General features: G+C 69.2%; 13 protein-coding genes. 10 read left to right on the plus strand and 3 right to left on the minus strand.

Going from position 1 to position 12,591, the window contains the following annotated elements:
* Positions 1-15 precede the first annotated feature (15 nt).
* The gene (locus ACQ5DX_RS22330) at positions 16-462 is read left to right on the plus strand and encodes an SRPBCC family protein (RefSeq protein WP_430334659.1); all 447 of its coding nucleotides are present in this window, start codon (positions 16-18) and stop codon (positions 460-462) included.
* A 6-nt stretch (positions 463-468) separates the two neighbouring features.
* Here ACQ5DX_RS22330 and ACQ5DX_RS22335 read toward each other — a convergent pair whose 3' ends face one another.
* The gene (locus ACQ5DX_RS22335) at positions 469-1,443 is read right to left on the minus strand and encodes an alpha/beta hydrolase (RefSeq protein ID WP_430334660.1); all 975 of its coding nucleotides are present in this window, start codon (positions 1,441-1,443) and stop codon (positions 469-471) included.
* A gap of 92 nt (positions 1,444-1,535) precedes the next feature.
* A complete protein-coding gene (locus tag ACQ5DX_RS22340) occupies positions 1,536-2,174 on the minus strand; it encodes a TetR/AcrR family transcriptional regulator (protein WP_430334661.1) in 639 nt (212 codons plus the stop codon).
* A 349-nt stretch (positions 2,175-2,523) separates the two neighbouring features.
* Between ACQ5DX_RS22340 and ACQ5DX_RS22345 the strand changes: the two genes are divergently transcribed.
* Positions 2,524-3,519 carry a tyrosine-protein phosphatase gene (locus tag ACQ5DX_RS22345; protein ID WP_430334662.1) on the plus strand — a complete coding sequence of 332 codons (996 nt, stop codon included), beginning with the start codon at positions 2,524-2,526 and terminating at the stop codon, positions 3,517-3,519.
* 61 nt (positions 3,520-3,580) lie between these two features.
* On the opposite strand, the gene ACQ5DX_RS22350 is transcribed toward ACQ5DX_RS22345, so the two are convergent.
* A complete protein-coding gene (locus tag ACQ5DX_RS22350; RefSeq protein ID WP_430334663.1) occupies positions 3,581-4,726 on the minus strand; it encodes an alkaline phosphatase family protein in 1,146 nt (381 codons plus the stop codon).
* Positions 4,727-4,844: 118 nt separating this feature from the next.
* Between ACQ5DX_RS22350 and ACQ5DX_RS22355 the strand changes: the two genes are divergently transcribed.
* The 8 genes from ACQ5DX_RS22355 (at position 4,845) to ACQ5DX_RS22390 (ending at position 12,549) form a co-directional block, all read left to right on the plus strand.
* Positions 4,845-5,852 (plus strand): NAD(P)H-dependent glycerol-3-phosphate dehydrogenase, encoded by a 1,008-nt coding sequence (locus tag ACQ5DX_RS22355; RefSeq protein ID WP_430334664.1) that lies wholly within the window; start codon positions 4,845-4,847, stop codon positions 5,850-5,852.
* A gap of 98 nt (positions 5,853-5,950) precedes the next feature.
* Complete coding sequence (locus ACQ5DX_RS22360) at positions 5,951-7,420, plus strand: flavin-containing monooxygenase (RefSeq protein ID WP_430334665.1); 1,470 nt, start codon at positions 5,951-5,953, stop codon at positions 7,418-7,420.
* A gap of 62 nt (positions 7,421-7,482) precedes the next feature.
* The gene (gene aztD, locus ACQ5DX_RS22365) at positions 7,483-8,724 is read left to right on the plus strand and encodes a zinc metallochaperone AztD (RefSeq protein ID WP_430334666.1); all 1,242 of its coding nucleotides are present in this window, start codon (positions 7,483-7,485) and stop codon (positions 8,722-8,724) included.
* A 163-nt stretch (positions 8,725-8,887) separates the two neighbouring features.
* Positions 8,888-9,367 carry an alpha-isopropylmalate synthase regulatory domain-containing protein gene (locus ACQ5DX_RS22370; protein WP_430334667.1) on the plus strand — a complete coding sequence of 160 codons (480 nt, stop codon included), beginning with the start codon at positions 8,888-8,890 and terminating at the stop codon, positions 9,365-9,367.
* 126 nt (positions 9,368-9,493) lie between these two features.
* Positions 9,494-9,886, plus strand: a complete 393-nt coding sequence (locus tag ACQ5DX_RS22375; protein ID WP_430334668.1) for a hypothetical protein — start codon at positions 9,494-9,496, stop codon at positions 9,884-9,886.
* Between the two features lie 73 nt (positions 9,887-9,959).
* Entirely contained in the window at positions 9,960-10,352 is a 393-nt protein-coding gene (locus tag ACQ5DX_RS22380; RefSeq protein ID WP_430334669.1) for a hypothetical protein, read from the plus strand.
* 254 nt (positions 10,353-10,606) lie between these two features.
* Entirely contained in the window at positions 10,607-11,797 is a 1,191-nt protein-coding gene (locus tag ACQ5DX_RS22385) for a glycosyltransferase 87 family protein (RefSeq protein WP_430334670.1), read from the plus strand.
* A 137-nt stretch (positions 11,798-11,934) separates the two neighbouring features.
* Positions 11,935-12,549, plus strand: coding sequence for a lipocalin family protein (locus tag ACQ5DX_RS22390; RefSeq protein ID WP_430334671.1), 615 nt, complete (start codon positions 11,935-11,937; stop codon positions 12,547-12,549).
* Positions 12,550-12,591 lie beyond the last annotated feature (42 nt).

The following is a 12,591-nucleotide window of genomic DNA, read 5'->3' on the forward strand; positions in this document are numbered from 1 at the left end:
GGGGAGGGAGAACGCATGATCCACGTTCGACACAAGGCCGTCGCGGTGGTTCCGGTCGATCTGGCGTTCGCACACATCGACGACTACCGGAACGTGCCCGACTGGATGTTCGGCATCACCCGGTTCGACCCGATCGGCGACCTCGACCAGGGCCTGGGCGCGCAGTACGACGCGGCGATGCAGATCGGCCCCAAGACGATGAAGTCGACGGTCGAGGTCACCGAGTGGGAGCAGGACCGCATCATCACGCTGTCGTCGGTCGCCGGCTTCGGCAACCGGTCCAGCTGGATGTTCGCCCCGCTCGGCGGCGACCGCACCGAGCTGTCCGTCGACTTCGGCTACGAGCTGCCCGGCGGGCTGGCGGGGCGCGCGCTCGGCAAGCTGATCGAGCCGTTCGTCGTCACTGCAATCCGGCAGACCGAGGCCAACCTGCGCAAGCAGATCGAGGCGCTGGGCCTGTAGCGGCGCTCAGGCCGAGTGCCGGCCGCGGTATCCCAGTGCGCGGCGGACGAAGTCGAGGCTGAACGCGATCGTCATCGACGCCTCGTTCAGGACCGTGCCGAACACCGGGTAGGCGTGGATCTGCCCGCTCCACACGTGCGTCTCGACGGCCTGCCCGGCGTCCTCGAGCAGCCCGGTCATCGCCTCGACGTCGGGGCGCATCAGCTCGTACTGCGCGACGCTGAAGAACGCCGGCGGGTACAGGTGCGGGTCGGCCTCGATGGGTGAGTCCGCGCCGACGATCGGTTCGGGCCCGCCCGCCCACTGCTCCTTCAGGTTCTCCACCTGGCTCATCGGCAGGTAGGCGTCGCGGCGCATGAAGTCCGGGTCGTGCTTCTCGAGCGCCAGGTTGAGCAGCGGCGAGTAGCCGATCACCGCGGCCGGGGTCACCATGCCGCGCGTGGCGGCCAGCTCGGCCACCTTCATCGCGAGGTAGCCGCCGGCCGAGTCACCGGCCAGGATGATCTTCGTCGGATCGTCGCACTTGCCGAGCAGGTCGGTATAGGCGGCCATCGCGTCGTGGATCGACGTGCCGATGCCGCCGTACGGCAGCTGCCGGTACTCGACCGAGATCACCGGAACCCCCGACCGCGCGGCCAGCACCGCGCACAGGCTGCGGTGAGTGGCCAAGCCGCAGAACACGAATGCGCCGCCGTGGAAATAGAGGATGGTCGCGCCGGCCAACGAGTCCGCCGCCTGGCGGTGGTGGGTGACCCGTTCGCTCGGCACCCCGCCGAGCGTCATGGGCTCGACGACGACCCCCTTCGGCCGCGGCAGCCGGTCCACAACCTTCTCGATGCGTGCGAGCGCCGCGATCCCGCGAGGCGTCACCGGCCACGCCGCGAACAACGGTTTGACGAAGATTCGGACGAACCAGAACACCAACCACGCCCGCAGGCTCACCTTCCAGTGCCTGATGATCGTCGTCTCGCGCGTACGCATACTGCCCCCAGTCGTCTTCCGCACAGGGATGGCCTGGTCCACCCCGTCCGCCACCCTAGAGTCCGACACCGCGCGGCGCAGCGACTCGCTCGTCACACCTGCGGAACCGGTACCCGATCGCTCGACGTCGTCGACCCCGCGGGCATGACACCGTTGAGCACGATGTCGACGAGCGTCGACGCCAGCCGCTCCTGGTCCTGGACGTCGCGCGACGACTGCGCGAAGATCGCGGCGCCGGCGATGACGTCGAGCAGCGTGTCGAGGTCGACGCCGGCGCGCAGTTCGCCCGCAGCGACGGCAGCAGACAGCCGCCGCCCGAGTTGCTCACGGATCACCTCGAGCTGGTCGGTGACCAGCGCCTTGCGCAGTTCCGGGTCACTGCGGCCCTCGCTCATCAGCCCCGGCACCGCCTCGCGCGCGGCCGCATCGCCGAACAGCGCGACCGCGCCGTACGTCAGTCGGCTGATCTCCTCGGCGATCTCGACGTCGTCGGACACCTCCTCCGACTCCATCACCGGATACACCGCGTCGTGCACGATGTGCGCCTTGGACGGCCAGCGCCGATAGATCGCGGGCCGACCCACACCGGCGCGGGTGGCGATCGCGTCGATCGTGGTCCCGGCGTACCCGTTCTCGATCAGCAGTTCCCTCGCCGCCCGCAGGACGGCCTCGTCGATCGCAGGATCTCGTTGCGGCCCAAGCCGATGCTGCGCCTGCCGCTTCCTGGACATTTCACCGAACCCCTTGCGTTGCGTTGTGACGGCCGTTACATTGTGTAACGGCATAGTCGTTACAGGTTGTATCGACTGGAGCGTACCGCGCCCCGTCGACACTCCGGGAAGTGGAACGAACGACTTCCGCTCATGCTGTGCTGCAACGCTTTTCAACGCCAGAGAGGCCACGCGCCTCCTCCGACCGCCCACGTGGCGCTATGAGTTCCGAGTGCACGACCGACGATCAGGACCGACGCCAGGCCTGCGGCGGGGCGTCGACCCCGGCCTGGCCGCAAGCATCGGCCCCTGTGACCGCTACGGCTTCGCCGACGTCGCTCCCTCGAACGCCACCACGAAAGGAAGCCCCATGAAGGCTGGAGCCAGCCCGTTACGCGTGCGAACCACCCGGTCCGCCACCGCCCTGCTCCTCGCCGGAGGAATATTCCTCTCCGGCAACACGATCGCCTCGGCACTCGACCTCGGTTCGCTCGGCACCGGTTCGCTCGGCTCGCTCGAGACCGGTTCGCTCGGCTCGCTCGAGACGGGTTCGCTGGGCTCGCTCGGCACGGGATCCACCGAGACACCGCTGGACCCCACTGCGAAGCTGGCCACGATCACCAACTTCCGTGACGTCGCCGGAAACGACGGCCTCGGATACGCCAACACGAGCGGTCGCCACCTGAAGCGCGGTGTCATCTACCGCTCGAACGCGCTGTCGTCCGCCGGCGAGGCCGACCTCGCGACGCTGTCGTCGCTCGACGTCACGCACATCTACGACCTTCGGGGCCCGACCGAGATCGCCAATCCGTTCGTCGGCGGCCCCGACAAGCTCCCGGCGGGGGCCGACTACAAGAACATCCCGATCGAGTTCGGCGACCTGGTCACGCTGGCGCAGACGATCCCGTCGCCCGAAGCGGGTCGGCAGTTCATGATCGACGCCAACCGCAGCTTCGTCACCGACCCGGCCCGGCGCGCGGGCTTCACGCAGGTACTCACCGACATCGCGAACAGCGACGGACCGGTGATCTTCCACTGCAGCGCCGGCAAGGACCGCACCGGCTGGGTGGCCGCGATCCTGCAGACCCTGGCGGGCGCGTCCCCGGTGACGGTCATGGACGACTACCTGCTCAGCAACGAGTACCTGGCCGCGACGAATGCCGCCACGCTCGCCCAGATCCGGGGCGCGCTCGGTGAGCAGGTCGCTCTCAACCTCCAGCCCGTCCTCGATGTTGACAAGAGCTACCTCGAGGCCGGACTCGCGCAGATGCGCACCAGCTACGGCAGCCTGAACGGGTACCTCACCAAGGGCCTCGGCCTCGACAACACGACCATCGCGAAGCTGGCACTCAAGCTCACCGCATGAGCCACCCCCGCAATGGGGTCCGGACGGTCACGAACAATCGTGGCCGTCCGGACCACGCTCGTCACACCTGCAGGAGTGGCACCAGCAGTTCGTCGTCGGTGAGTGCGCCGTGCTGGCCGGCGAGCCGCGACATCCGCGGCTCCACCTCGGTGCGGACCACGACCGTCCCGCCGTGGGCGATCGCCACCACGTTCCCGATACGACGCAACGCGGCGGGCGTCGGATCCGGCCCCAGGAGCCCGGCCGCCACGACGTCGTCACGGGTCCCGACCCACGCCCGGTCCGCGAGCACCTCGCGCCACCGGTCCAGCACCGCGGCGGCGCGGCCGGGCTCGGCGTGGGCGTACCGGCAGCGGGCCTCCCCGGTGAGCGCCGCGACACCGTCCGACAGGTCGGGGGTGGTGTCGAAGTCGATCCGGTGCGCCGGGTCGACGACGGCCATGCCGTGGTCGGCGGTCACCACCAGGTGGACGTCGGGTCCGAGCCGGGCGACGAGGTCCTCGACGAAGCGGTCGACGATCGTCAACTGCGCCACCCACCCCTCGGTTCCGGGCCCGTACACGTGCCCGAGGGTGTCCATCTGGCTCAGGTAGCAGTAGACGAGGGTCCGCTCGCCGGCCGTCGCGGCGTGCACGGTCGAGTGCAGCAGGTCGCCGTACGCGACGGTGCCGACGAATCGGGCACCGCGCAGCGTCGCGCGGGTCAGCCCGCTGCCCGCGAACTCGCGCGGCAGCACCGTCGTCGCGACCACGCCCGCGGCAGTGGCACGTTCGAAGACGGTGGGGGACGGCTGGATCCGCTCCGGCACCACCCGCGCCGACGCGTCGCGCCGATCCCCGACCCGCTGCCACCGCAGCCAGTTGAACGGCCCGCCCGCCTCGGTGACGTCGGAGACGTAGCCGGTGATGCCGTGCCGGCCCGACGGCAGCCCGGTGCCGAACGACGCGAGGGACGTCGCGGTGGTGGTGGGGAATCCAGCCCGGATCGGACGTGCCTCGACGCCGTTGAGGAACGGTGCGGCGTCGACGTTGCGGCGCAGCAGGTTCCAGCCGAGGCCGTCGATCAGCAGCACCACCGTCCGCTCGGTCTCCGACAGCCCCAGCCGGTTGTGTTCGCCCGGGACGCCCGACGACGCGAGCACCGACGGCAGCACGTCCGCGAGCGTGGGCTCGGCGTACACGTCGTGCAGCGGAAGGTCGTCCGACACGTAACCGACTGTAGGCGCGCACCGCCGCCGAGTTCGGGGAATCGGCACCGGGAACCCGCCGGGAGTGCCAACCTGAACGCATGAGCCCCCACGACGTCCGCGCACGAGGTGATCGCTGATGGCCCGACCAGTCCGCGTGGTGGTGCTCGGCTCCGGGTCGTGGGGCACGACGGTGGCCGGGCTCGCGTCCCACAACACGCCGACGCTGCTGTGGGCGCGGCGCACCGACACCGCCGACGAGATCAACACCGTGCACCGCAACTCGCAGTACCTCGGCGACCACGCCCTGCCGTATGGCCTGCGCGCGACGTCCGACATCGTGGAGGCCGCGAACGAGGCCGACGTGCTGGTGGTGGGGGTGCCGTCGCACGCGATCCGCAGCACGCTCAGCCTAATCTCCAACGAGGTGCGCGCCTGGGTGCCGGTGCTGTCGCTCGCGAAGGGCCTCGAGCCCGGCACCCGGCAGCGGCCCACCGAGGTGATCTCCGAATGCCTGCCGGGCCACCCGGTGGGGCTGCTGGCCGGACCGAACATCGCCAGCGAGATCGCCGACGGCCTCGCCGCCGCGGCCGTGGTGGCCACGCAGGACGAGGATGTCGCGACCGCGCTGCAACCGCTGTTCGCCTCCAAGGTCTTCCGCGTGTACCGCAACACCGACGTGCTCGGCTGCGAACTCGGCGGCGTGCTCAAGAACATCGTCGCGATCGCGTCGGGCATGGCCGACGGTCTCGGCGTCGGCGACAACACCCGCGCGATGGTGCTCGCCCGCGGGCTCGCCGAGATGACCCGCCTGGGCGAGGCGATGGGCGCGAACCCGCGCACGTTCGCGGGGCTCACCGGCGTGGGCGACCTGATCGCCACCTGCATGAGCCCGGCGTCGCGCAACCGGCGCGTCGGCGAGGCCATCGCCCGCGGGCTCACAGTCGACCAGGCGGTGGAGGAACTCGGGCAGGTCGCCGAGGGCGTCAAGACCGCGCCGACGGTGATGGAACTGGCCCGCGACTACGACGTCCCGATGCCCATCGCCGCCGAGGTGGAGGCCGTCGTGGCCGGCCGCCACACGCCTGCCGAGGCCTACCGTGGCCTGCGGAAAGTCCAGCCGGGCGGCGAGGACGAGGTGGCGTGACCCGCCCGACCGATTTGTCTTGAACACCGTTCAAGTTGCACACTGCTGACGTCAGGCGGCGAGGGAGGCGCTGCGCAGATCTCGAGGCAGGAAGCAGTGTGTCCCAGCAGGTACGTCACACCCGGGTGCTCGTCGTGGGCGCCGGATTCGCCGGACTCGGGATGGCGCTCGAGCTGGCCCGCCGCGGCGAGCGCGACTTCCTGATCCTGGAGAAGGCCGACGCCGTCGGCGGCACGTGGCGACAGAACGTCTACCCCGGCTGCGCGTGCGACGTTCCGTCGGTGCTGTACTCGTACTCCTTTGCCCCCAAAAAGGATTGGTCCGGCTCGCACGCCGCGCAGCCCGAGATCCTGGGCTACCTGGACGAGCTCACCCGGCGTCACGGCCTCGGCGACCACATCGAGTTCGGCACCGAGGTGGCCGGCGCGCGCTGGGACGAGACCGATTGCCGCTGGCATGTTTTCGACCGGACCGGGCGCGAGTTCGTGGCGCAGTACCTGGTGGTCGCGTCGGGCGCGCTCAACGTGCCGCGCATCCCCCGCATCGCCGGCGCCGAGACCTTCGCCGGTCAGTCCGTGCACTCGGCGGCGTGGCACGACGACGTGGACGTGACCGGCAAGCGCGTGGCGGTGATCGGCACCGGCGCCAGTGCGGTGCAGGTGGCGCCCCGGATCGCCCGCGACGCCGCGAGCCTGCACGTGTTCCAGCGGACCCCCGCATGGGTGCTGCCGCGCCGTCAGCTCCGGGCGGCGGTGGCCATCAGCCGCCGGAGTGCGCTGGCGCGCAAGGCCTTCCGTGCGGCCGCCTACTGGAGTGCGGAATCCCTGGCCGTCGGACTGAGCCGGTACCCGCGACTGCTCGGGGTCACCGAGGTGCGCGCCCGCCGGCACCTGCGCCGGCAGGTCCCCGATGCCGATCTGCGCGCGGCCCTGACCCCCGACTACCGGATCGGCTGCAAGCGGATCCTGCGCTCCAACGACTTCTACCCGGCGCTGAGCCGGGAGAACACGTCCCTCGTCACCGACGCGATCACCGAGATCCGCCCCGACGGCGTCGTCACCGCCGACGGCACCCACCGCGAGGTGGACGTCATCGTCTACGCGACCGGGTTCCGGGTCGCCGGGGCGCTGAACCGCATGCACCTGGTGGGCCGCGACGGCGTGAGCCTGCTCGAGCGCTGGCAGTGCGGCGGCGTCCGCACCCACCTGGGCATCACCGTGTCGGGCCTGCCCAACGCGTTTTTCCTCTCCGGCCCCAACACCGGGCTGGGACACAACTCGGTGATCGTCATGATCGAGGCGCAGATCGCATACGCGCTCGACGCGATGCGCCTGGCCGACGCCAGCGGCGCCGACGCCCTCGACGTCCGCGCCGACGCCCAGGAGGCGTTCGATTCGCTGCTGCGGGAACGCCTCTCGCGCGGCGTGTGGAGCACGGGCGGCTGCGCCAGCTGGTACCTCGACGCGCGCGGGTCCAATCACGCGTTGTGGCCGGGCTCGTCGTGGCGGTACCGGCGCCGCACCCGGCGGGTGGATGCGAGCGATTTCGACCTGCTGCACGCCGCGTGACATGCACAGATGCATATTTTCGCCTTTGACAATCATTTTCACTAGGCGATAGACCTTGCGGCATGATCCGCATCGACCCCACTCCCCGACGCCTCACCCTCGCCGCGTCCGTCGCGACGTGCGCGGCCCTGCTCGCCGGCTGCTCGAGCACCGACGACAGCACGGCGATCGAGACCGCGACCCCCTCAGCAAAGCCCTCCCAGGTGCGGGCCGCGACCCCACGCCTGGCCCTCACCTACGACGGCGGCATCCTCGTGCTCGACGCCGAAACCCTCTCGGTGGTAGGCGAATCCGAACTGGACGGTTTCAACCGCATCAACCCGGCCGGCGACGAGCGGCACGTGATCGTCTCCACCGAGGACGGCTTCCGCGTGCTCGACACCGGCACGTGGTCGGAGGCGCACGGCGACCACGCCCACCACTACACCGCCGCGCCCGCCCTCACCGACATCGCCTTCGACGCCGACAAGCCGGGCCACGTGGTGCGGCACGCCGGACGCACCGTGCTGTTCGACGACGGCACCGGCCGCGTCGCATCGTTCGACCCCACCACCCTCGAGGACGGCGCCCCGCGGACGTCGACGTTCACCACCCCCGTCGCGCACCACGGCGTCGCGGTCGAGCTGGCCGACGGCCGCCTGATCACCACGCTCGGCGACGAGAAGACGCGCACCGGCATCGTCGTCTACGACGCGGCCCGCACCGAGATCGCCCGCAGCGAGCAGTGCCCGGGCGTGCACGGCGAGGCCGTCGCGGCCGACGAGACCGTCGTGTTCGGCTGCCAGGACGGCCTGCTGATCTACCGGGACGGCGCGATCACCAAGGTCACCAGCCCCGACCCGTACGGGCGGATCGGCAACCAGGCCGGCTTCGAGGACTCCCCCGTGGTGCTCGGCGACTACAAGAGCGACCCGGACGCCGAGCTCGAGCGGCCGCAGCGGGTGTCGCTCACCGACACCACGACCGGCGAGCTGCGCCTGGTCGACCTCGGCACCAGCTACACCTTCCGGTCCCTGGGCCGCGGACCGTTCGGCGAGGCCCTGATCCTCGGCACCGACGGCGCGCTGCACGTGATCGACCCGGCGACCGGCGCGGTGATCCGCCGCGTGCCCGTCATCGACCCGTGGACCGAGCCGGAGCAGTGGCAGTCGCCGCGGCCGGCACTGTTCGTGCAGGGCTTCACCGCGTACGTCACCGACCCCGCCACCGATCGGGTCCACGCCGTCGACATCGAAAACGGCCAGGTCACGGCCACCGCGAAGCTGCCGCACACCCCGGACGAGATCACCGGCGTCCGCGGTTGAGGGTTGCGTGTACCGAGGAGTCGCGCTTAGACTCCTCGGTCATGCAGCGCATCGAGGTAGTAGTTCACCGCCGTAGCGGGGTCTGAATCGGACCGACCCCTCGCTGCGGGTCGTTGAGCTATTCACCGTCGGTCCTTCCTTCACTTCAGGAAGACCTCGAAAAATGCGCACCTCCCAGGCTCTCGCCACCACCACCGCTTCGTTCTCCGACGATCCGTTCTCCCGCCGTTTCGGCTCCCAGCTGCCGCGCGACATGCGCGCCCAGGCCCAGGGCCTGAGCTGGACGGAGTTCACCCAGCGCTTCAGCCCCACCGGCGGCCCGATCCGCCTCGGCAGCTGGGCCACCACCGGGCAGGCCGCCGGGCGCAACACCTACACCGCGACCCTCGGCCTCGGCGACACCATCACCTCGGCGACCGCCACGGCCACCGGCCCCATCGCCGCGCTCACCTCGATGCTGTACGACGCCGGCTTCCAGATCGAGATCCTCTCGTTCCACCAGCAGCGCACGTCCGCCGGCACCGCCACGTTCATTCTGTGCGACCACGCCGGCGAGCGCCGCTGGGCCATGGCCATCGGCGACGACTGCATCTCGTCGTCGCTCGACGCGATCATCGCGGGCGCCAACCTGCTGCACCGCTGAGAGAGCTTGGTCTGCTTCCCCTTCCGCCGGGCGGCGTGCGTCGCCGCGGAAGCCTGACGCGTAATGTTTCACGCGCTACGACAGACATACCTACTGTCCGTTACTTTTACCGGGGGGTAGATCTGCATGAAGCGCTCAATTCTCATTCGGGCCGGCGCACTGGCAATCGGGCTCATGGCACTGGGCTCGGGCGTGGCCCACGCCGAGGATGCTTGGCCGGTCGATCCAGGTCTAGGCGGCATCGGCGCCCCGGTCGACAGGACGGGCTACGTGCTGATGCCCGATCAGCCCGAGTTCTGGAATCCCGCAATCGGCATTGCCCGTGTCATCTCCCCCTACGGGAGAACCACCAAGATCGTGTGCACCGGATACCGCGTCGACACCTCATGCTGGCAGGCCGATCGGGACGGAAACCCGCACGAGCTCAAAGAACTCTTCAACACGACCGTTTTCGGGTCCCTCGCAACGACACCTGCGACAGCCATCTTCATCTACCCAGGGATGATCCCCGGCTCGTAGCCAGACAACCCGGCAATCCAGGGGAAGGCCCCTGTGACCACATGGGAGCCTCCATCTTTCGAGGGGGAACTGAATGAAGCGCTCAATCCTCGTCCGAGCCTGCGCACTGGCCATCGGACTCATGGCACTGGGCTCGGGCGTTGCGAACGCTCAGGACGCCTGGCCGGTCGATCCGTGGCCGGACAGTCCCAGCCGCCCCGTCGACGCCACGCACTATGTGCTGATGCCCGATCAGCTCGAGTTCTGGAATCCGATGGTCAACACGACCCGTGTCATCTCCCCGTTCGGGAGAACCACGAAGATCGTGTGCATGGGGTACCGCTATGACAGCGAGTGCTGGCAGGCCGATCGGGACGGAAACCCACACAAGCTCGAGATCGTGTCCTCCACGGGTGCCTTCGGGTCCCTCGCGCCGACACCTCCCTCATTCGTCTTCGCCTATCCGGGGATGATCCCCGGCTCGTAGCCGGGCACCGGGTATCTCTGGACGGAAAGCCTCGCTTCATCATTGGGCCTTCCGTCCCGCAATTCGGGTAACGCACTCCCATCCGTTAGCTTTGCTTAGCTTCGATTTCAAACGGGGGAACGTTCAGGATGAGTCTGTCCAGTGCGCGCAAAGATCGCCGAGTTCTGCGGGTCTCGGATCATGAAGTGGGGGATGCACAGGGGAATGATCTGTCGACTGCGAGATGGCCACGGCTGGCGGCCCTTTCGCTGGCAATGATCGTCGCAACCGTTCTGCTGTTCACGACGGTCGATCCATGGATGCCGGACACAGGGCTGTTCATGGGAGGCTTCGATCTCGATGTGTACCGGGACGGTGCCCGGCATGCGATGGCGGGCCTACCGCTCTACACAGAGCCGGTGATCCACGGCCTGCTCTATACGTACACACCGTTCTCGACCGTGCTGTTCGTTCCGCTCGGACTGCTCCCGAGTGGGACAGACAAGTACATCTGGATGGGGTTCAACGTCGCGCTGCTCGCCGCGATCATCGCGTTGTGCTGGCGAATGCTCCACTACCGCATCACCGGTCGCGTCGTCGCTGTCTCGGTCTTGCTCGCGAGCGGATGCATGTTCCTCGAACCGGTGCGCACGACACTGTTCTTCGGTCAGATCAACCTGGTCCTGATGGCCCTGGCGCTCTGGGACGCCTCGCGCGGTGAGCAGAGCCGCTTGAAGGGCGTCGGCGTGGGGATCGCCGCGGGAATCAAGCTCACCCCGGCCTACTTCGTCCTCTACTACCTGGCACTCCGGCAGTGGCGGGCCGCAGCCGTCGCGGTCGCGACGATCGCCGCGACGGTCGGCGTGAGTTGGGCTGTGCTCCCCGAGGATTCGTGGCAGTACTGGAGCGAGACGTTCTTCGACTCCACCCGCATCGCCGACGAGAGTCACGCCGCGAATCAGTCGCTGCGCGGTGTCCTCGCCCGCAGCATCGGCGGGCCGGCGCCCACGTGGCTGTGGCTCGTGCTTGTCGCGGTGGTGGTCTCGGTGAGCATGTGGGTGGCGGCCCGGCTCCACCGCAACGGCGAGACACTGCTCTCGATCACCGTCGCCGGTCTCACCTCGTCGGTGGTGTCGCCGTTCTCCTGGAGCCACCACTGGGTGTGGTTCGTGCCGCTCTTCGTGTACCTCGCGCATCGCGCCCTGACGAATTCGTGGTGGTGGCTCGCAATGGTCGCGCTCTTCGCCGCCGCGGGGTCGTGGTCCTACCGGTGGCCCGACGGCCGAGTTGTGGTCGGCCTCTATCTCTTCCGACCGGTTTGGGTTCCCTGGGACGTTCTCGTGAACCTCTACATCGTGGCGTACGTTGCCATCCTGAGCGGTACGGCCGTCATCGCTTTTCGCAGATCACCGACGACGAGCAAGACCTCTCCGTCTTCGGTCCCCAGCCTTCCCGTGGCAGCGTGAATCCGCGCCGGCGATGCTCGACGCGATCATCGCCGGCGTCAACCTGGTGCATCGCTGTTGATCTTCCGTGTCCATTCGTTGACGGGAGCGGCACAGAATACTGGGTGACTGCTCGTGTCGACGCTGGAAGGATCACCATGCGTGCCACCCGGAAGCTCACCGTCGGCCTGATCGCCGCTGCAGCCGTGACGGCTGTCGCCGTCCCCGCCGCCGCCCTGCCGCCCGGTTCGGATGATCCGTGGCAGCCGCTCCCCCCGATCCCGTCGTTGAACATCGCGCGGTACGTCGGCACCTGGCACCAGCTGGCGGCGGTCCCGCAGCCCTTCAACATCGACTGCGCCCGCGACACCCGGGCCACGTACGCGGTGATCGACGCGTCGAACATCAGCGTGGACAACACGTGTACCACCTGGGCGGGCGGCACCGACCGCGTCGTCGGCAACGGCCGGGTCAACGATCCGGTGACGAATGCCCAACTGCACGTGAGCTTCCCGTCCGTGCCGATGCAGGGGTCGCCCGACGGCCCGACCAACTACGTGGTCACCTACCTCGCCGACGACTATTCGTGGGCGCTGGTCGGCGATCCGGCCCGCGTCTCCGGCTTCGTGCTCTCGCGCACCCCCGCCGTGAGCGATGCCGGCTGGCGGCAGATCCGCAGCGTCGTCGAGGCCCGCGGCTACAACTCATGCCTGCTGCTCACGTCACCCAACACGGACGGACGCTCGGACATCACCCCGCTCTGCGCGATCTGAACAGGTCACGGTGGAGCGCGGTCGCGTTTCGGCCGGCATGGC

The organism is Rhodococcus sp. ACT016, assembly GCF_050477185.1.
Taxonomy (GTDB): domain Bacteria; phylum Actinomycetota; class Actinomycetes; order Mycobacteriales; family Mycobacteriaceae; genus Prescottella.

Excerpts from the sequence above, each read along its gene's own strand:
- ACQ5DX_RS22330 (WP_430334659.1), top strand. The coding sequence starts at position 16 with ATGATCCACGTTCGACACAAGGCCGTCGCGGTGGTTCCGGTCGATCTG.
- ACQ5DX_RS22335 (WP_430334660.1), bottom strand. The coding sequence starts at position 1,443 with ATGCGTACGCGCGAGACGACGATCATCAGGCACTGGAAGGTGAGCCTG.
- ACQ5DX_RS22340 (WP_430334661.1), bottom strand. The coding sequence starts at position 2,174 with ATGTCCAGGAAGCGGCAGGCGCAGCATCGGCTTGGGCCGCAACGAGAT.
- ACQ5DX_RS22345 (WP_430334662.1), top strand. The coding sequence starts at position 2,524 with ATGAAGGCTGGAGCCAGCCCGTTACGCGTGCGAACCACCCGGTCCGCC.
- ACQ5DX_RS22355 (WP_430334664.1), top strand. The coding sequence starts at position 4,845 with ATGGCCCGACCAGTCCGCGTGGTGGTGCTCGGCTCCGGGTCGTGGGGC.
- aztD (WP_430334666.1), top strand. The coding sequence starts at position 7,483 with ATGATCCGCATCGACCCCACTCCCCGACGCCTCACCCTCGCCGCGTCC.
- ACQ5DX_RS22370 (WP_430334667.1), top strand. The coding sequence starts at position 8,888 with ATGCGCACCTCCCAGGCTCTCGCCACCACCACCGCTTCGTTCTCCGAC.
- ACQ5DX_RS22375 (WP_430334668.1), top strand. The coding sequence starts at position 9,494 with ATGAAGCGCTCAATTCTCATTCGGGCCGGCGCACTGGCAATCGGGCTC.
- ACQ5DX_RS22380 (WP_430334669.1), top strand. The coding sequence starts at position 9,960 with ATGAAGCGCTCAATCCTCGTCCGAGCCTGCGCACTGGCCATCGGACTC.
- ACQ5DX_RS22385 (WP_430334670.1), top strand. The coding sequence starts at position 10,607 with ATGATCGTCGCAACCGTTCTGCTGTTCACGACGGTCGATCCATGGATG.
- ACQ5DX_RS22390 (WP_430334671.1), top strand. The coding sequence starts at position 11,935 with ATGCGTGCCACCCGGAAGCTCACCGTCGGCCTGATCGCCGCTGCAGCC.